This window comes from Rhizobium sp. N731 (assembly GCF_001664145.1).
Classification (GTDB): Bacteria; Pseudomonadota; Alphaproteobacteria; order Rhizobiales; family Rhizobiaceae; genus Rhizobium; species Rhizobium esperanzae.
Genome location: NZ_CP013606.1, coordinates 10,490 through 29,193 on the forward strand (window position 1 = coordinate 10,490; position 18,704 = coordinate 29,193).

An 18,704-nucleotide genomic window follows, 5' to 3' on the forward strand; every position below is an offset into this window, starting at 1 on the left:
GCCTCAATCGATGAAAACGCCGACACTTGCGGCGCGTCCGGCTGAATCGATGACGGTCAGTTTCGAATAGCCGCCGCCGTCGGGCAGCCATTGCTGGGTGCGCCGGCGCGAGAGATCGGGCAATGGCTTGCCGTTGGCAAGCCAGCGGAAGGGGGCGCGGCCGCCCTGCAGCTTCAACAGCAGCGGCGACAGATCGCCCCCCTTTGCGCCGAGATCGATATGGGCGCCCTCGGGCGGATAGACGATCTGCGGCGCGGGCTCGCGGCCGGAGGCGACGAGCAGGCCGCTGGCGTTGAGCGCAAAACGCCGCTGGCTGATCGGCAATTCGGACTGGGCGATGCGCACGGCTCCCGCCGGCGGGCGGGGTAGGGGCGTCGTGGCGATGCCGGATTTAGCGAAAGCCTCGAACAGGATCGGCGCGGCGGTGCCATAGCCGGTCAGACCGGGCACGGCGCTGTTATCAGGCCGGCCGACCCAGACGCCGAGCACGTAACGGCCGTCATAGCCGACCGACCAGGCGTCGCGATAGCCGTAGCTCGTGCCGGTCTTATAGGCGATGCCGCGCTGCGGCGCGCCGGCGGGGGGAATGACGCCGGAGAGAATATCGGCGACGTTCCAGACGGCGATCGGCTCCAGCAGCGGTTCGCCCTCGATTTTGCCCGGCGTGCCGGTGACACCGTCGCCGAGCCTTGCCGGCTGGCCGCGATTGGCGAGCGCCGTATAAAGCTGCACCAGATCCTTCAGCGTGAGGCCGACGCCGCCGAGACCGATCGCCAGTCCGGGCGTTTCATTCGGCGGCAGGGCCGGGCGCACCTCGGCGCGGCGGAAGCGCACCAGCAGGCGCGACGGCCCGACGGCGTCGAGCAGCTTGACGGCCGGCACGTTCAAGGAGAGCTGCAAGGCCTCGCGGACGGTGACATCGCCCTGATAGCTCATGTCGAAATTGCGCGGCCGGTAGCCGAAGAAATCGGCGGGCCGGTCTTCAATGATCGTCTCCTGGGAGACCAGGCCCTGCTCGAAAGCGAGACCGTAGATGAAAGGCTTCAGCGTCGAGCCCGGCGAACGGTTGACGCGCGTCATGTCGATCCAGCCGGAGCGGCTGGCATCGAAATAATCGGCCGAGCCGACTTCGCCGACGATCGCCCCAGTCTGCGCATCCGCCATCACCATGGCGAGCGAAAGTTTCGGCCCGAGTTTCGTCGCCGCTGCGCGCGCCACGGATTCCAGCCCCTGTTGCACCTGCTTCTTCAACGTCGTCCGATGCTTGAGGACCAGAGGCTCCTTGCGCAATGCGGCTTCGCCGAGATGGGCGGCAAAGGCAGGCAATTGCAGGCGTCGCGGCGGAATGGCGACAGCTTCGGCTCGTTCCGCCTCGCCATCGCCGACGGCCTCGGCCACTGCGACGCGATCGAGCACGCGTTTGCGCGCCTCCTGCGCCGCCTTCAGATTGCGGTCCGGCCGACGCCGTTCCGGCAATTGCGGCAGGGCGACCAGCAGCGCCGCCTCGGCCACCGTCAGGCGGCGCGGCTCCTTGCCGAAATAGGCAAGGCTTGCGGCGCGCACGCCCTCGAGGTTGCCGCCATAGGGCGCGTGTGTGAGATAGAGGTCGAGGATCTCTTCCTTCGACAGCCGCCGTTCGATCTGCACGGCGCGTGCGAGCTGCAGAAGTTTTGCCGAAAACGAACGTTCGGCGCGCGGCTCGATCAGCCGGGCCACCTGCATCGACAGCGTCGAGGCGCCGGAGACGATGCGGCCATTGCGGACGAATTGCAGGCTGGCCCGCCCGAGCGCCCAAAGATCGATGCCGCCGTGATCGTAGAAACGCTGATCCTCATAGGCAACAAGCATGCGCAGGAATTGCGGATCGACATCGGCGACCACAGTCTTCAGCCGCCAACGGCCTTCTGGCGTGGCGAAGGCGCGCAGCAGCTGCCCATCGGCATCCAGCACCTCGGGTGAAACCACATCAGCCTTGTCGAGCGGCGGCGGAAAGGCCCGGTCGGCGGCGTCGAGCGCGAAGAGAGCCGCGCCGGCAAGCAGGATGCCGGCGGCGGAGCCGATCGCGAACTTGTGCCACAGCCTCATTATTGTGCTGCTACGACCTCCATCTTGCCGGTCGCCGTGCGGGCCGAAAGCTCCGGCCGGTACATGTCCTCGACGCTTGCGGCCGGATGGTCGTAGGTGCCAGGGGTGACGGCGCGTACGACATAGGCGACGTTGAATTCACGCTCGTCGCCCGGTGCGCGGTTGAAGGCGGCGACGAAGCGGTCGAAGCGGAATTCCGTATGGGCGGCTGATATTTCGCCGATCCAGTCGAAATTCGTCATCTGGGCGCTGTCGACGAGGTTCGGATTGTCGATCTCGAAGCCGGCCGGCAGAAGGTCGGTGATGACGATGCGCGACTGCCAGTCATTGGTTTCGCGCACGTGGATGACGACCACATAACGCTCGTTCTGCTTTGCCTCACTGACATTGGCCTCCTCGCCGTCGAGCGTGTAATAGCTGCGCTCGATGAGGAAGCCGTCGCCGCCGGCCGGCAGCGGCACGGTAGGGGCGGCAACGGTGGTGACGACAGCCGAGACCGCGTCATTCGTCTGGTTGGTCAGCGTCAGCGGATGATCGGCGAGCGCATCGCCGGTCATGCGCGCCATATAGGCGCCGCTATGCGCCGCGCCGTTGACATCGATCTTCAGACCGTCATCACCGCCCTGGAGGGCGCGCGCGGCAAGTAGCATCCAGGCCTCTTCCTGGGTGCTCTTATATTTGCTGCGGCCCCATTCCTTGGCGACGGCCTTGGCGAGATCCGGGACGACAGGCGGTACCGGTCGGCTTTCGGCGGCGAGCGCCAGGATCGCCGCACCGTCGCGCAGGATCGTGCCGTAGTCGGTGCGTGAGAGGTTGACGCGCGACACCATCGATTGCTGCGACATCTGCAGCGCGTCGATGAAAATGTTCTTCGAACGCTGGGCGTCGCCATAAAGCGCCAGTGCAGCGGCGATATGCGCCTTGGCAAGCGGCGTCGGGAAGTCGTTGATCATCGTATCGGCGTAATAACGCAGATCGCTGATCGCCGCCTTCTTGTTGCGGGCGAGCACATAGATGGCATAGGCGATCTGGTCGCCCTGGCCCTTGATGTCGGTGGTGTAGGAGAGCGTATTCTGCAGGTTTTCGAGTGCCTGCACGAAGGCCCGTTCCGGCACGTCATATTTCATTTCGCGGGCACGCGTCAGGAAATCGGTGACGTAGGAATCGAGCCAGACGTCGCCCGAATCCGGCCCCCAGAGGCCGAAGCTGCCGGCCGAGGCCTGGTAGGAGAGTACCCGGTAGATCGCGTCCTGCACGCGCTTGTGCACGTCGTCGTCGTTTTCGATGCCGGCCTGCTTCGCCACTTCGGCGAAGTAGAGCAGCGGCAGCGCCCGGCTGGTGGTCTGCTCGGCGCAGCCGAAGGGATAACGGTCGAGCGTCATCAGCAGCGCCGGAATGTCGAATGCCGCCGAACGAGTGACGTTGACGCTGATCGAGGCGCCGGGCAGCACGCTGTCGGCCAACAGGTTCTTGTCGACCGTCAGCTTGGCCGCCGGCTTCAGCGCCAGCACCCGGCGTTGGGTGATCGGCAGGGATGCCGGACGAACCGGCACATCGACGGTCTGGTCAAGTGAAAGGCCGGAGGCGTCGGACAGGTTGATCGAGACACTGCCGGCGCCCGGCTGTTTGCCGATGAGCGAAAGCGTCAGTTCGGATTTCGCCCCGGCTTCGAGGCGGATCGTCTGCGCGGCGGATGCTGCTTCGATGCCGACCGCGTCATTGCCGGTCAGCTGCAGCTTGTAGTCGCCGGCCGGCGCATCGGTATTGGCGATGTCGAGGCGCAGATTGGCCTTGTCGCCAGGGGCGAGGAATTTCGGCAGGCTCGCTGTCACGACCACGGGATCGCGGATGATGACGTCCTTGATGCCGTGGCCGACACCTGATTTCGACCAGGCGACCGCCATGACGCGCGCCGTGCCGTTGAACTGCGGAATGTCGAAGGAGACCTTGGCCTTGCCTTCGGCGTCGAGCTTCACCGGACCGGAGAAGAAGGCGACGAGCTTCTGCGTCGGCGGGCTTGCCTGCAGCGCAATGGCGCCGCCGTCGCCGCCGGTCCTGAGCTTGCCGGTCGCACCCAGCGAGCCGTCGATCAGCCGGCCATAGAGATCGCGGATCTCGAGACCGAGCTGACGCTGGCCGAAATACCAGTCTTCCGGGTTCGGCGGTTCGTAACGCGTCAGGTTGAGAATGCCGACATCGACGGCGGCAACCGTCATATAGGCATCCTCGTTGGCGCCGGCGCCCGTCACCTGCAGGCTGATATCAAGCGGTCGGCGCGGCAGCATCTTTTCCGGCGTATCGAGCTTCACATCAAGCGCGCGCTGTTCGGGGTCGACCTTCAGCCACTTGATGCCGATCGAGCGCATCGGCATATGGCTGTCCTGCGCGTCGCCCGGGCGGAAGAGTGTTGCCGTGACATAGGCGCCGGCGCCCCAGTCCGCCGTGACCGGGATGTCGATCTCGCCGCCTGTCTCGCCGATCGTGGCGTTCTCTACGGCAACGAGCTTTTCTGTTCCGGCCGTCACCATCAGTTCGCCGCCGTAGCGCGACGTGATTTTCAGCTTGGCGGTTTCGCCGATCTTGTAGCTATCCTTATCGAGGGCGATTTCCAGGCCGTCCGGCGTTTCGGTCGACGTCGAGGCGACGAACCAGCCGGCGTCGAATTCGACACTGGAGGTCGGGCCGTCGGCGTCAGGGCTTTCCACTTCGAGGCGGTAGCGGCCCCAGGTCACCGGCACGGAAATCTTGCCGCCATCCATCGTCGCGTCGACGCTGCCGTTGGAAACCTGCTCGGCGGTATAAACCGGCTCGTATTTCCAAGCCGTTCCCTCGCGATACCATTGGTATTCGCGGTTGAGGCTGTAGAATTTCCAGCGCAGGCCCTTCGTCTCCTGCTTGTGTCCCTCGGCATTGACGCCGATCACCGTGAAGTTGGCGACGGAATTCTCGGGCAGCTCGTCGGAAAATTCCGGCTTGATGCCGATCGAAGCGCGCTCGCTCTTCACCGGAAGGACAAGCGAACGCTCGATGGCGCGCCCACCCGCTTCCTGCATGCGTATATAAACGGTGGCGTTGAGCAGCTGCGTCGTTGCCGGCAGCTCGCCGACGGTGAGGTCGGTCGAAGCTTCGCCATTTTCGTCGAGTGCGGGCAGCCCCTCGATCGGCAGACGCGAATCCTCGTTCGCCTCCTCGTCGGCAAGGCCGAAGAAGAATCCCTTATAGGCGGTGCTCTCACGCGTCGGCTTGACGACGACGTCGCCCTCGAGCGTCAGGCCGACGGCCGGAGCGCCATAGAGATATTTGCCTGAGATGGTGATGTTCGCCGGCGTGTCCGGGCCGATCTCCTTGGCCTCGGTCTTGATCTCCATGTCGGTACGATCGGGCACGAAATCGTCGACCAGGAAACTCTTGCTGGCGATCGCGCTGCCCTTCGGATCGGTATAGATGTTCATCGTCCAGGTGCCGCGCATGGCGTTTTCCTGGGTGGCGAAATCGACGGAATAACCGCCGAGATTGCTGGTCTGGCTGACGATCCGGCGGTCTTCGACGCCATCCGGCCGGCTGAAGATGAAGGTCAGCGGCAGGTTCTCGATGGCATTGCCGTCGGTATCGCGGGCAAGCGCCTGCGCATGCACCGTTTCGCCGGCGCGATAGATGCCGCGTTCGGTAAAGGTCAGCACGTCGATCGCGCCGGGTGAGGCCCGGCCGGTGACGCCGCGGTCGGAGAGATCGAAGCCGGCGCGTGTCATATCGAGGAAGACATAATCCGACGCGCCGTTCTTGGCGGTAATGACGGCGGGCGTCAGCGCCGCCGTGCCGCGGATCAGGCCGGCGGTGAAGGTCGCGCGGCCGTTTTCGTCGGTCGTTGCCGTGCCGAGCACCTCATTGTTCTTGGCAAGCAGCTGCAATTCGACGCCTGCTATCGGCTTGGCCGAGGCGAGCGAGCGGGTGAAGACGTTGAGACCGTCGGTGCCGGCATAGGTGCTGATGCCGATATCGGAGACCAGGAACCATTGCGTCGCCTGCGAATCCCACTCCTGCGCCGGGCCGTTCGGCGCCGTCGCCGTCATCACATAGATGCCGGGCTTGCGCTCGGGCAGCGCCTCATCGACGGGGAAGCTGGTGATGATGTCCTTGTTGAGCTCGTTGGCGATGTCGATCGAACCCTGCCACACGAGTTCGCCGCTTTGATCCTCGATGTTCTGGGCGCTGTAGCCGTCGAGCTGGGTCAGGAACTGCGAGTTGGTCAAGAGCGGCGCGATGGCGCGGTCGCCGATGCGGTAGAGCTTGAGGTTGGCCGAGGTCAGATTGACCGAGACGATCGGAATGCCGCGGCGCGCCGTCGAGGGCAGCACGAAGCTATCGCCGGTGAAACGCACCATCTGGCTGCGGTCCTTGATATAGACGTCGATGGTAACAGGCGCGTCGAGCGTCTCGTCGACCGATGACGGCAGGCCGGTGCGGAAGGCGATCTTGTAGGTCTGGCCATGCGTCAGGCCCTCGACGCAAATCTGCTTGTCCTTGGTTTCGACCGCCTTTGGCGCTTCGCCGTTCAGCGTCACGAAAGGCGTGTAGTCGGTGGTTTTGATCAGCGCCTCGGAGAAGGTGGCGCAGGCGCGCGGCGTGGCGCTGTCGGCGTCGACCGTATGTTCGGTGATGCGGAAGCCCTGCGTCGATTTCAGCTGCAGGTAGGCCGCCTGCACATCCTCGGAGGCAACCAGCGCCAGGCTCGCCTTGTAGGCGTCGAGAGCCGGACGGTAATTGGCGTTTCGGTCCAGGGCGTCGGCGAGAACGGCGAGCGCCTCGGCGCGCTTCGGCTTGGTGCGCGTCAGCTCGTAGCCGTTCAGCGCGTCGAGTACGGCCTGGCCTGATGTGTTGGTCTCGGCGCTGCCGAGCGAAGCGGCGGCGCGGGCGGTTTCGAGCCAGAGATCGGCGTCGTCAGGGGTGATCGACAGCGCGCCATGGAAGGACTTCAGCGCCTCGGCCAGATTGTTGCCGGTGAGGTCGATGCGGGCGTTGGCCGTCAGGCTGTCGACGCCCTGGCCCTGCTGGTCGTCGGCAAGCGCGAGATTGTCTTTGAAGTCATGCGCCTGCTGGACGAGGTCGTTGCTCAGGAAGGTCAGGCGCGGTGCGGCGCCGAGATCCGGCTCCTGCTTGCCTGATGTCTCGACGATCTTGCCGGCGATGGCGCCGGGGAAGGCGTTCATCGTCTTGAAATCTGATTTCAGGAAGCACCATTTCACCTTGGGATTGTAGGTGAAGGCCTTGCAGCTCTTGTCGCCGATGCAGGAGGTCTTGCACTGGTCGAGCGAGACGTTCTGCTCGGTGCGAAGATCGAAGCCGAAGAAATCGGCGTCTTTTATCGTCTGGATGTCACGCTTGGTCTCCGCAGCGGCGGCTGGAAGGCCGATGGCAATGGCGGAAAAAAACGCGATGATGGCGAAAGCAAAGAAAGAGCGCACGGACATAGGTTCCCCCCGGAATGCTGGCTCTGATCGGCGGCACTCTCCTCACTCCTCATGCGATTGTCAACTCAACTTGAGCGGTGTTTCATCTCCAAACACACGCTTTCATCTGGTTGTCACATCGGCGTGAGTGAACGCCTTGTGATTTGCCGCTTTTGCAAGGATGAGCAAGGATTTGAGCGATCGTCAGGAGGTCGTGCAATGTCGATGTCGTCGCGCCGCCGCAATAGCCTTGCCGGGGTTTTTGCCGCCACCATTCTCACACTCGGCGCCGGTGCTGCCGGTGCGGCCGAGGAAGCGGTTGTGATACCGCCGCCGGCCATTGACGAGACCGCCGGGTCCGGCACCGAGACCGCCATTTTCGCCGGCGGCTGTTTCTGAGGCGTCCAGGGTGTTTTCCAGCATGTGAACGGCGTCGAGAACGCCGTCTCCGGTTATGCCGGCGGCGAGGCTGAAACGGCGCAATACGAAACGGTCAGCACCGGCTCGACCGGTCACGCCGAAGCCGTCGAGGTCAGGTTCGATCCGAAAAAGGTGACCTACGGCAGGTTGCTGCAGATCTTCTTCTCAGTGGCGCACAACCCGACGCAGCTGAATTTCCAGGGACCGGATCGCGGCACCCAGTACCGCTCGGCGCTGTTCGTCACCGCTGCCGAGCAGCGAGAGGTGGCCGAGCGCTACATCGATCAGCTCGACAAGGCGCACGTCTTCCCGAAGCCGATCGTCACCAAGGTATCGGATGCGCGCGGCTTCTATCCCGCCGAGGCCTATCATCAGGATTTCCTGACGCGCAATCCGACCTATCCCTATATCGTCTACAACGACCTGCCGAAGATCGAGAATTTGAAGTCGCTGTTTCCCGCCGACTACCGCAGCCAGCCGATGCTCGTCGGGAAGACCAAGGGCTGATTTGAGCCTGTCGGTCTCGGGGTTGATGCCGGTGGACTGGTCGCACTCGCTTAAGGCATGATGTCGATGGGCGTATGGTCGGGAACGCGGGCCCAGACATCGCGCATCTCCGCATCGGTGACCGCGATACAGCCATCCGTCCAATCCCACAGGCGATGGATTCCTCCGAGCAGGCCCCAGCCATTGGGCAGCCCGTGGATCATGATGCCGCCGCCGGGCGGATAGCCGCCTACGTCAGCCTCATGCTGCTCTTTCGGATTCGGATAGGAAATGTGCAGGCTGAGATGGGCCACGGATTTTGGATTGCGCCAGTCTATTTCATAACGCCCTTCCGGTGTTTTCTCGTCGCCTTCGCGTTGTTTGGGGCCTGCATCGGCGGCACTTCCAAGCGAAATCTGATACGTCGAGATCGGAGCGTCTCCCCTGAAAAGGACCATGCGGCGTTCGCACTTATAAACGCGAATGAGGTCCGCGCGCTGCACCGGCGGTGCATTCGCGGGCGGCGAGCCCGAGCCGATCCTGGCCATCACTTTGGTATAGGCGAAAAGGCTGACGGCCACGATGATCAGGACGATAAGTTTGGTTCGCAATGTGATCCTCAATCGCCGAGCCCCATGGATGATCCGATCGTATCATTGCCCGCTCTCATCCAGAAGTAGGCGGTTGAAATTCAACGTGATTGAGCGGCGGATTTTTGCCTTGTCGGCTTCGTGTTAAGGATTTATCAACGTTAACAATAGGTTAAATGGCGAAAATCGCGTTCCACCGCGGAACATATCGTCAGGTTTCCCGTTACGACAATGAGTTTCGGCAGGGACGACTGTCGAGCGGCTCCTTCTTTCGAAGTATGTGCGTAACAAGAGGACAGATCATGGCCACCAATGTCGTGCGGCGCTGCCAACGAGATGATCTCATGAAGCAGAGAGTATTGATCGTCGAAGATGAATTCCTGATCGCGCTTGATCTCGGCGCGACGGTGGAAGGTATCGGCATGCAGGTCGCAGGCCTTGCGAATAATCGCGAACAGGCGCTGCGGCTGGCGCCGTCCGCCGATATCGCCTTCGTCGACGTCAATCTCGCCGATGGCCGAACCGGGCCTGATCTCGGCAGGCGGCTGGCGGAAGAGCATGGTCTCGCCGTCGTGTTCATGACCGGCAATCCCGAGACCGTCGCCGGCGGCGTCAAGGGAGCGGTCGGCGTCGTCCAGAAGCCGGTCATGCCTTCGCTTGTCGAACAGCTGCTGAAATATCTGGCCGCGCGCCGTGTCGGCCGCTTCGCGGTCGTGCCGGCGCAGATGACGGTCTTTACGTGATCGCAGGGGAGATCAGCCGGACATGGCCGCGAGCTGCGGCTCTCCGGCGCCCTTTTCGGCCTTCGGGTTGCCATAGGCCTTGAGAAAGGTCCGCACGGCATTGCGCGCCGCCTTTTCCAGTTCTTCATTGGTGGGTGTGCCGCCGAACAGCGTCATCATCTGCAGGTCGGCATTGGCGAGCGCCACGAACTGCCGGGCGGCGACGTCGAAATCATCGATAGCAAGCGCTTGACTGTGGGCAAGGCGCGCGAGAAGCGCGGAAAGCGCAGTGGTCAGCTTGCCCGGCCCCTGCTGGCGCCAGCTTTCGAAGAGGTGCGGATATCGCTCACCCTCCGTCTGCACCAGTTTGCGCAGGAATTTTCCGTCATGATTGCAGATGCAGTTTTTGTTGAGGCGCACCGCAAACGCCGTCAGACCGTCCTCCAGATCGTCGGCGCTGTCAGGAAAGGTCGACAGCACGGAAAAGAGCGTGGCGTTGGTGCGGTTCATCACGTCCTCGACGACGGCGACGAACAGCGTCTCCTTTTCCCGATAATGATTGTAGATCGTCTGGCGGGAGACACAGGCAACGGCGGCGATCTCGTCGATGCTGGCGGCTGCAAAACCCTTGCGGCAGAAGACGTCGGCGGCGGCATCGAGGATCGACATACGCTTGGCGCATTGTCCACGCTGCGTATGCCCCGCCATCCGGCCTGCCGGTGTCACGCTGTCTTTCATGGAGCGAAGATAAGACGTCTTGACGGTTTAGACAATGGCGTCTAATTTTACAGGCGTGTCCAAATTTATTGACACCATTGGTTCCGCCGCTGGAGATATGAGCTCCCAACTTCGTCTTCGCGCGAACGATCATCATTGAACCCAGCGCATCGGCGCGAAAATCGGACCGATTTTCGGAGAGCACGATGCGTCGATTCCAGAGAGTGCGGAGCGACGATCCGGCGCCTCCGCTGCGCTTCTACGAAAGATCACCATTATGACGGCTTCCTTCTTTCGCATTGCCCTCATTCTCGGCCTGTTGTCGGCCATCGGTCCTTTTGCCATCGACATGTATCTGCCTGCGCTGCCCTCCATCGGCCAGGACCTGCATGCCGATAACAGCGTCACCCAACTGACCCTGCTCGCTTTCTTCATCTCCTTTGCGCTTGCGCAGCTCGTCTACGGGCCGCTGTCGGACATGTGGGGCCGCAAGCTGCCGCTCTATCTCGGTATCGGTCTCTTCGCCGTCGCGTCGATCGGCTGCGCATTTGCGACCGATATCGAAACGCTGATCGCCTTCCGTTTCGTCCAGGGCATCGGCGGTGCCGCCGGCATGGTCATCCCCCGCGCCATCGTCCGCGACATGCATACCGGCGTCCAGGCCGCGCGGCTGATGTCGCTGCTGATGCTGGTCTTCTCGATCTCGCCGATCCTGGCGCCGCTGACGGGCAGCGCCGTTATCGAGCTCTCCGGCTGGCGCGGCGTATTCTGGGCCGTGACCGGTGCCGCGGTGATCGGCCTCCTCCTGCTTTCCACCCAGCTTGAGGAAACCCGCCCGGCCGAGGAGCGCAATGGCAGCGGCCTCGGCAGCGCCATGAAGGCCTATCGCCTGCTGCTCGCCGACCGCAATTTCCTGACGCTGACTTTCATCGGCGGTCTCGGCATTTCGAGCTTCCTCGTCTATCTCGCCAACTCGCCCTTCGTGCTGATCCAGCATTACGGGCTGACGCCGACCGAATACAGCTTCGCCTTCTCGATCAATGCCGTCTCCTTTTTCGCGGTATCGCAGGCGACGGGCTGGCTCGGCGAGCGTTTCGGCCTGGTGCGCGTCATGCGGCTTGCCGTCAGCGCCTTTGCGCTGGCCATGATCGTCATGGCGGTGGTGATGGCCTCAGGCTTCAATCAGCTGCCTGTTATGGCGAGCTTCCTGTTCATCGGATACGGCTTCCTCGGTCTCGTCATCCCGACGAGCGCCGTGCTGGCGCTGGAGGATCACGGCGCAATCGCCGGCACCGCCTCGTCGCTGATGGGTACGCTGCATTTCGTCATCGCCGCCGTCGCCATGGTGATCTCGAGCCTGTTCTTCGACGGCACCGCCGTTCCGATGGCCGCCGGCATCGCCGTCTGCGCCTTCTGGGCCTTCGTGCTGACGCAGGCCACGATCGGCCGCCGCGCCGCCGCCGTCGCCGCCGAATGATCGTGACGGGCCGCACCGGTCACCCGGCTGCGGCTCCTCACTGCTCTGCATCATGGCGTCGCTTCAGCTATGCCGGCTTTGCGGCGGCATAGCGCAATCCGTCCATGAACAAGCCCACCATCCGCCGCGGCTCGGTCGGTTCACCGCAGTTGGGCGGCACGCATAACATGCCGACACCGTGGAGAAGTTCGTGCGCCTTCACGCCAGCCCGTATTTGACCACCGGCGGCTGCCGCATCCAGCAGCGTCTGCACCAGCGGGCCCAGCCGCTCCAAAAAATAGGCGGGCAGCCCTTCAAGAGCCGGATCGCCCGAATTGAAGGCTGCTGCCAGCCCACGATGCGCTGCGATAAAATCGACATAGCCCTCGATCCAGCGCTCGAGCGCCTCGCCCGGCGGGCGCTCGGCGGCCAGCGCCGACGCCGCCTCGACGGCCTCGTCGACCTCTTTGCGAAAGACCGCGACGACTAGGTCGGACCGTGTCGGAAAATGGCGGTAAAGCGTGCCGACGCCAACGCCCGCCCTGTCCGCGATTTCGCGTATCGGCACGTCCAGCCCTGACTCGGCGAATACCTCCGATGCTGTTTGAACAAGCGAGCCGATGTTGCGTTGCGCATCAGCCCTCCGACGCCGGCCGGTCGCCGCCATCTCAGCATAGCTCGGCAATTTTGTATCCCCGGACAAATTCTACCCCTTGATAAACGGAACATGGTTCCGTATATGGCTAAGCGGACGATCGTTCCGTATATCGCATGAAGGGTCGTCTCTGCCAAGTCCCAAGGAGAATGAAACATGCATCACAAACCAGTTGCGCTCGTCACGGGAGCAAACAAAGGAATCGGCCTTCAGATCGCGAAAGATCTCGCACAGCAGGGCTTCACAGTGCTTTTGGGTTCGCGACGATTTGAAGCGGGCGAAAACGTCGTTCGCGGCGTGGGACCCGACGCCCGCACAATTCAGCTTGACGTTACCGATGGAGCCTCGATCGCCCAGGCGGCAGCGCGCATCCGCGAGACCTATGGCCGGCTCGATGTTCTCGTCAACAATGCGGGCGTCGGACATGGCGGTGCGGCGGGACGAAGCAATGCCCAGATCGTCACCGAGACGCGAATGTCTGTCGTCAAGCTCGACGAACTCCGGACGGTGTTCGCGACCAACGTCTTTGGCGTCCTTGCCGTCACCCAGGCGATGCTGCCGCTCCTTCGCGCGGCGCCGGCGGCAAAAATCATCAACATATCCAGCTCCACCGGCTCGTTGACGCTGAACAGCAATTTTTCGAACCCCCTGCGCCAATATGCGAGCGCTTATACGACCTCGAAAAGCGCCCTGAATGCGATCACGCAAGCGCTGGCGATTGAACTCGAAGGCACTCACATCAAGGTTCACGCTGTCTGCCCGGGCCTTACCGCCACGGACATGAGCGAATATGGCGGCCCGGTCGAGGACGCTGCGCGTGAACCGGTGCGAGTCGCACTGCTCGGATCGGACAGCCCTACGGGTACCTTCTCGAATGCCGAGGGGACGCTGCCTTGGTGAGGCAGCCGGTGTTGGCGCGATGACGCGTCAATTGTCGAGCCGCGAAGCTTCGGCGGCACCAAGCGGGGTCTGAGCAGTGTGCTTCAAGCCGTGAGCGTGAAGGCGTCGCTTTCGCCCGGAACGAGCTCCATCGGCCAGATCCTGTTGCGGGCACCCTGCGGATAATGGTCGGCATAGGCCGGCATGGTGGCGAGCAGGGTTTCGCCGAGCTGGGCGCCGAGATCGCGCAGCGACATGCGGAAGGAGGTCAGCGTCGGCTGCAGGAAATGGGTGCGCGACTCTTCGCGGAAGCCGACGACGGCGAGGTCGCGGCCGGGCACGATGCCGGCCTCGGCCAGCCTGCGATAAAGCCCGATCGCCATGAGCTCGTGGATCAGAATGATCGCCGTCGGCCGGTCTTCGATCATCAGCAGCTCGTGGCCGGCCTGATAGCCGCCCTGTTCGCTCGATTTCACACGGATGACGAGGGCGGGATCGAAGGGAATATTGTGGCGTTTCAGCGCCTGACGGTAACTGTCGAGGAAGATATAGCCGAGATTGATGTCGGAGGACGGGGCCGCCACGGCAATCCGCCGGTGGCCCTTGGCGACGAGCCGGTCGACGCCGCGTGCCGCTACACCTTCGAAATCGAGGTCCATCCAGGTATAGCTGCCGCCGGACGCACTGCGGCCGAGCGCCACGAAGGGGATGCGGGCCTTTTCCAGAAGCTCGATGCGCCGGTCGGTGCGCCGCGTCGCCGAGATGATCAGTGCGTCGACAAGGCGGCGCGCCACCATGCGCTTCAGATATTCGTGCGGATCCTCGTCGTCGGGGCAGGGCAGCATGACCAGATCGAGCTTGTGACGGGAAAAGACGCTCTGCAGCCCGTCGGTGACGCCGAGGAAGAAGTCGTCGCTGTTTTCGACCGTTTCGCGACTGACCTCGAGCATCAGCCCGATGACGTTGGTCATGCCCTGGCGCAGGCTGCGGCCCGACTGGTTGGCGACATAACCGAGCTCTTCGGCGGCGGCGAGCACGCGCCGGCGCGTGTCTTCATTGACATCCGGCTTGCCGTTCAGCGCCCGCGACACCGTTCCGATCGAAATGTCGAGATGCTCGGCGAGCTGGCGAATTCCTTTCATCTGCAGCGATCTTCCTCCCTGACGACGCCGCGCGATGGAAACGCGCAAAGGACGTAACGCCTCGATTGCCAGATCCTTCTTGCCACAGGATGGCGCCTGCGAAAAGCTAAGGCTTGAAGCTCTGGCGGATGATGAGTTCCGGGATGACGCGTTCGTAAGCCGGGGGCGAGTCCGGATTTTCGAGCCGCCGCTCCATCAGATCGACGGCGCGCTGCGCCATAACAAGCGGGTCCTGGCGGAAGGTGGTCAGCTGGTAGCTCAGCCAGGCGGATTCCGGCACGTCGTCGAAACCGATGACGGCGACGTCCTCCGGAATTCGCAGCCGCGCTTCCAAGCGCGCGACATCCATCAATCCGAAGGCGATCAGGTCGTTGGCGCAGAAGATGGCGTCCGGCTTTATTCTTGCGGAGAAGAGGGCGCGGCCAGCGGTGACGCCGCCCTGATAATCCGAATCGCCGCCGCGTGCGACGACAGCGGATGCACCGAGCGACTCGGCTGCCGAAACGAAGGCGCTTTCGCGCTCGACGATCGCAGGCGTTCCCGAGTTGGAGCCGATCACCGCCAGCCGACGCCTGCCGCTTTTGCAAAAGGCCGTCGCCGCCATGCGCGAGGCTTCGGAATTGCCGGCGCGCACATGATCGGCGTCGGGCTCCGAACGGCCGATGACGACGAGCGGCTGGCCGTTGCGCTGGGCGAGTTCGAGGAAACTCGCCGGCGGCGAGCCGGACAGGATGATGATCGCCTCGGCGCGGTGGCCGATCAGCATCTTCTGGGCGGCGAGCAGCTCCTCTTCCGTCTGGCCGGTGTTGATGAGGATCGGAATGCTGCCGCGTCGGATCAGGGCTTTGGCAAGGGCGGCGGCCAGATGCGCGCGAAAACCCACCTCCGGCCGTGTGGCGACGATGCCGACGAGGCGGCTCTGATTGGCAAGTACGCCGCGCGCCAGATCGTTGACGTGATAACCGAGCTCTTCAGCCGCCCGCAGCACCTTTTCGCGCGTTGCAGGCGCAACGCTTGCACCTGGCGTGAATGTGCGAGACACGGCGGAACGCGAAACGCCCGCCAGCTGCGCCACCTGCTCGGCGCTGACGAAGCGCATGCGTTCTTTTTTCGGCGCGTTGCCGTCGTTCACGGGACCATCATTCATCGGCTCTCAGCTATTGCGCGTCTCTGACAGTTGTATGACAGATGCGGGGCTGGCGGATTTTTTGCGAAGGTATTGTTGTCAGGATGACCGCCGATTCGCGCCAAAGGCTGCCCCTCACCCTAACCCAACCGGTGTCGAGCCGCTGGTCTCCACCCGTCCTTCGGACCTCCGTAAAACGGGGCGAGGGGACGTGGCTCGCGAGACGTTGGCGAGGGACGGAGAGGTTGCGGCTTGGTCCCTTCGCCCCGCGAGCGGGGGTCCGAAGGACGGGACGAGACCCCTGGCTCGACCCCGGTTGGTGGCGGCAGCCGGATGAGCGGCGGCTCTCCTGGTCGGCATGCCGTTGATATGAACTAAAAAAACCGAGGCTGCGGAACGCAGCCTCGGCTGAGGGTCGAGCGGCGCTGACGAATTCAGCACCACTTCAAAGCTTCAGATCTACTCGCAGACCCGCACGGTTTCGGCGTGGTAGCCGCCGTCATAGCGATTGCGGACGTCGCGGTCCTCATACCAGCATCTCGGTTCGACATAGCGGGGGCTCTCGACATAACGAGGGCCTTCATCGACGTAGCGCGGGCCGCCGCCGTTGACGAGTGCGCCGCCGATCAGGCCGCCGACGACGCCTGCGGCTACACCGCCGGCGATGATGCGGCCGGTATTGTTGTGGTGGTGATGGTCACGCGCGGCAGCGGGCTGAATAGCCGATCCAACAAGGGCCGTCGCGATCAACAGGCTGCTGATAATTCTCTTCATAATATTCTCCTCAGTGGTACCGGCCCCCGATTAAAAGGGAAATGCGGCATCAAGGCGTTGGTTCATTCAATCTTTGCAACATGAATTAATGCATGTCATCCGCCTTTAGTCTTAGGTCGCCGATTGCGTCGCCGTCGTCTCCTCCAGCACATCTTCGGGAATGTCATCGAAAGAGGCATAGTTGAGGTTATAGAGCCTGGAATAGAGCTTGTCGTTCTTCATTAATTGCCGATGGTCGCCGCTTTCGATGATCTCGCCGTTCTGCAGCACGATGATGCGGTCGGCCTCGCGGATCGTCGCCAGGCGATGGGCGATGACCAAGCCGGTGCGATTCTCTAGCAGCTTGACCAGCGCCTTCTGGATCAGCATTTCGGTATAGCTGTCGATATTGGCGGTCGCCTCGTCGAGCACCAGGATCTTGGCATCCGCCACCAGCGCTCGGGCGAAGCTTAGGAGCTGGCGCTGGCCGAGCGAAAGATTGCCGCCGCGCTCGCCGAGAATGCTGTCGTAGCCGTCAGGCAGGCGCATGATGAAATCATGGGCGCCGACGGCCTTGGCGGCCTCGATCACCTGTTCGCGCGTCGCCTCCAGCTTGTGGTAGCGGATGTTTTCGAAGACGGTGCCGGTGAACAAGAAGGGCTCCTGCAGCACCATGGCGATCTGCGCTCCGAGCGAATCCTGCGTCAGATCACGCACGTCGTGGCCGCCGACCAGCACCTGGCCCTGTTGCACGTCGTAAAAGCGATGGATCAGCGACATGCAGCTCGATTTGCCCGATCCCGTCGGCCCGACCAGGGCCACCGTCTCGCCCGGGTTGACCTTGAAGTTCACATGTTTCAGCACCGGATGCTTGGGATTGTAGCCGAAGACGACATCCTTGAATTCGACCGAACCGTCCATGTCGCGCGACAATGTCTTGGCGTCAGGCGCATCCTTGATGTCGACGGGCACGTCGAGCACTTCGGTTAACCGCTGGCCCGACGCCATGGCGCGCTGCATCACCGAATATTGCAGGGTCAGCGAACGGATCGGATCGAAGAAGCGCTGGATGTAGAACAGGAAGGCGACGAGCACGCCGACATCGAGCGCCTGGTTGAGAACGCGGGCGCCGCCGACGACGATGACGAGCGCCATTGCGACGCCGGTGAGGCTGTCGACGATCGGCACCATCACCTGCGCGTAACGCGCCGCCGTCAGATGCGTCTTGAGGTTGGCCCGCGCCTTGTCGTCATAGAGCGTGAAGTTGACGCCCTGCCGGTCCATGCTCTGGACGGCGCGCACGCCGTGGATCGCTTCGGCGAGCGCGCCTGCCGCAACCGAATTGGTCTCGTGCGCGGCCATGAAGGACTTGCGGGCGAGCGGCAGCCAGAAGAGGCGGACGACGAACAGCACCGGCAGCACCGAAAGCGTCAGCAGCCCCAGCTTGAAATCGAGATAGAGCATGACGAAGACGATGCCGAAGAGCAGGACGATGTCGCCGACCGACAGCACCGAGGTTTCGAGGAATTCCTGCATCGAGTTGACGTCGCCTTGCAGGCGCGACATCAGCCGCCCCACTTCGGTCTTGTCCATGAAGGAGAGCGAAACCCGCTGGAGATGCGAAAACATCGCCTTGCGGATGTCGAACAGCACCTCTTCCGCGACATTGCCGACCAGCGTCTCCTGGGCGTAGCTTGCCGCATAATTGATTGATATGGCGACGGCAAAGGCCGCGATTGCCCAGATCAGCGCCGCATGATTGCCGCCCGGCGACATGCCGTGATCGATGGCGTAACGAATGATCAGCGGGATCAGCAACTGCATCGTTGTGAAGGTCAGCACGGCGACAACAGCCCAGAGGACCTGGGTGCGGTAGGGGCGAACGAAAGCCCAGATCCGCTTGATGATGTTGCCGTCGAAGGCCCTGCCGAACATCTCCTCCTCGACGCGATGCGAGCCGACCACCGCCCGCGGCGGGCGGCGTCCATCCTCGCGAATGTCGGGACGCTCGGTTTCCAGTTCCTCGGCCATCGTCGTTCCTCCTGCAGCCATCACTTGAGGTGGTCCGCGCGTGAATTCTTTGTCCGCTTCTCCCCAGCGGGGAGAAGGTGCCCGAAGGGCGGATGAGGGGGCCGCACGGCACGCCCTCCGTTTGCCCTTCGCTACCGCGCCTCGCCCCCTCATCGCCTCGCTTTGCTCGGCACTTCTCTCCAGCGGGGAGAAGAG

Annotated in this window: 12 protein-coding genes and 1 pseudogene; 4 read left to right on the forward strand and 9 right to left on the reverse strand. The window is 63.2% G+C overall.

Features of this window, described 5'->3' with window-relative positions; genetic code table 11:
- Window positions 1-3: 3 nt before the first annotated feature.
- Complete coding sequence (gene pbpC, locus AMK02_RS27525; RefSeq protein ID WP_064808032.1) at window positions 4-2,085, reverse strand: penicillin-binding protein 1C; 2,082 nt, start codon at window positions 2,083-2,085, stop codon at window positions 4-6.
- Window positions 2,085-7,553 carry an alpha-2-macroglobulin family protein gene (locus AMK02_RS27530; RefSeq protein WP_064808034.1) on the reverse strand — a complete coding sequence of 1,823 codons (5,469 nt, stop codon included), beginning with the start codon at window positions 7,551-7,553 and terminating at the stop codon, window positions 2,085-2,087. Before AMK02_RS27530 ends, pbpC begins: the two co-directional genes overlap by 1 nt.
- 198 nt (window positions 7,554-7,751) lie before the next feature.
- Between AMK02_RS27530 and msrA the strand changes: the two are divergent.
- Window positions 7,752-8,459 (forward strand): annotated as a pseudogene (msrA, locus tag AMK02_RS27535) (peptide-methionine (S)-S-oxide reductase MsrA).
- Window positions 8,460-8,509: 50 nt separating this feature from the next.
- Here the strand turns inward: msrA and AMK02_RS27540 are convergent.
- Entirely contained in the window at window positions 8,510-9,049 is a 540-nt protein-coding gene (locus AMK02_RS27540) for a L,D-transpeptidase family protein (protein WP_064808036.1), read from the reverse strand.
- A gap of 281 nt (window positions 9,050-9,330) precedes the next feature.
- Here AMK02_RS27540 and AMK02_RS27545 point away from each other — a divergent pair, with 281 nt between their 5' ends.
- On the forward strand, window positions 9,331-9,771 hold the full coding sequence (locus AMK02_RS27545) for a response regulator (protein WP_064808038.1): 441 nt from the start codon (window positions 9,331-9,333) through the stop codon (window positions 9,769-9,771).
- 12 nt (window positions 9,772-9,783) lie between these two features.
- On the opposite strand, the gene AMK02_RS27550 is transcribed toward AMK02_RS27545, so the two are convergent.
- On the reverse strand, window positions 9,784-10,488 hold the full coding sequence (locus AMK02_RS27550; RefSeq protein WP_064808045.1) for a TetR/AcrR family transcriptional regulator: 705 nt from the start codon (window positions 10,486-10,488) through the stop codon (window positions 9,784-9,786).
- 256 nt (window positions 10,489-10,744) lie between these two features.
- On the opposite strand from AMK02_RS27550, the gene AMK02_RS27555 reads away from it, so the two are divergent.
- The gene (locus AMK02_RS27555; protein WP_064808047.1) at window positions 10,745-11,944 is read left to right on the forward strand and encodes a multidrug effflux MFS transporter; all 1,200 of its coding nucleotides are present in this window, start codon (window positions 10,745-10,747) and stop codon (window positions 11,942-11,944) included.
- A 67-nt stretch (window positions 11,945-12,011) separates the two neighbouring features.
- Here the strand turns inward: AMK02_RS27555 and AMK02_RS27560 are convergent, their stop codons facing one another.
- Window positions 12,012-12,590: a TetR/AcrR family transcriptional regulator gene (locus AMK02_RS27560; RefSeq protein WP_064808805.1), complete on the reverse strand. Its 579-nt coding sequence runs from the start codon at window positions 12,588-12,590 to the stop codon at window positions 12,012-12,014.
- 144 nt (window positions 12,591-12,734) lie between these two features.
- Here AMK02_RS27560 and AMK02_RS27565 point away from each other — a divergent pair, with 144 nt between their 5' ends.
- Entirely contained in the window at window positions 12,735-13,478 is a 744-nt protein-coding gene (locus tag AMK02_RS27565) for an SDR family NAD(P)-dependent oxidoreductase (RefSeq protein ID WP_064808049.1), read from the forward strand.
- Window positions 13,479-13,561: 83 nt separating this feature from the next.
- Here the strand turns inward: AMK02_RS27565 and AMK02_RS27570 are convergent, their stop codons facing one another.
- From AMK02_RS27570 to AMK02_RS27585, 4 genes are all read right to left on the reverse strand, one after another.
- The gene (locus tag AMK02_RS27570; RefSeq protein WP_064808051.1) at window positions 13,562-14,599 is read right to left on the reverse strand and encodes a LacI family DNA-binding transcriptional regulator; all 1,038 of its coding nucleotides are present in this window, start codon (window positions 14,597-14,599) and stop codon (window positions 13,562-13,564) included.
- Between the two features lie 106 nt (window positions 14,600-14,705).
- A complete protein-coding gene (locus AMK02_RS27575) occupies window positions 14,706-15,746 on the reverse strand; it encodes a LacI family DNA-binding transcriptional regulator (RefSeq protein WP_064808053.1) in 1,041 nt (346 codons plus the stop codon).
- A gap of 438 nt (window positions 15,747-16,184) precedes the next feature.
- Window positions 16,185-16,499 carry a hypothetical protein gene (locus tag AMK02_RS27580; protein ID WP_004678454.1) on the reverse strand — a complete coding sequence of 105 codons (315 nt, stop codon included), beginning with the start codon at window positions 16,497-16,499 and terminating at the stop codon, window positions 16,185-16,187.
- Window positions 16,500-16,610: 111 nt separating this feature from the next.
- Entirely contained in the window at window positions 16,611-18,509 is a 1,899-nt protein-coding gene (locus AMK02_RS27585) for an ABC transporter ATP-binding protein (RefSeq protein WP_064808055.1), read from the reverse strand.
- Window positions 18,510-18,704 lie beyond the last annotated feature (195 nt).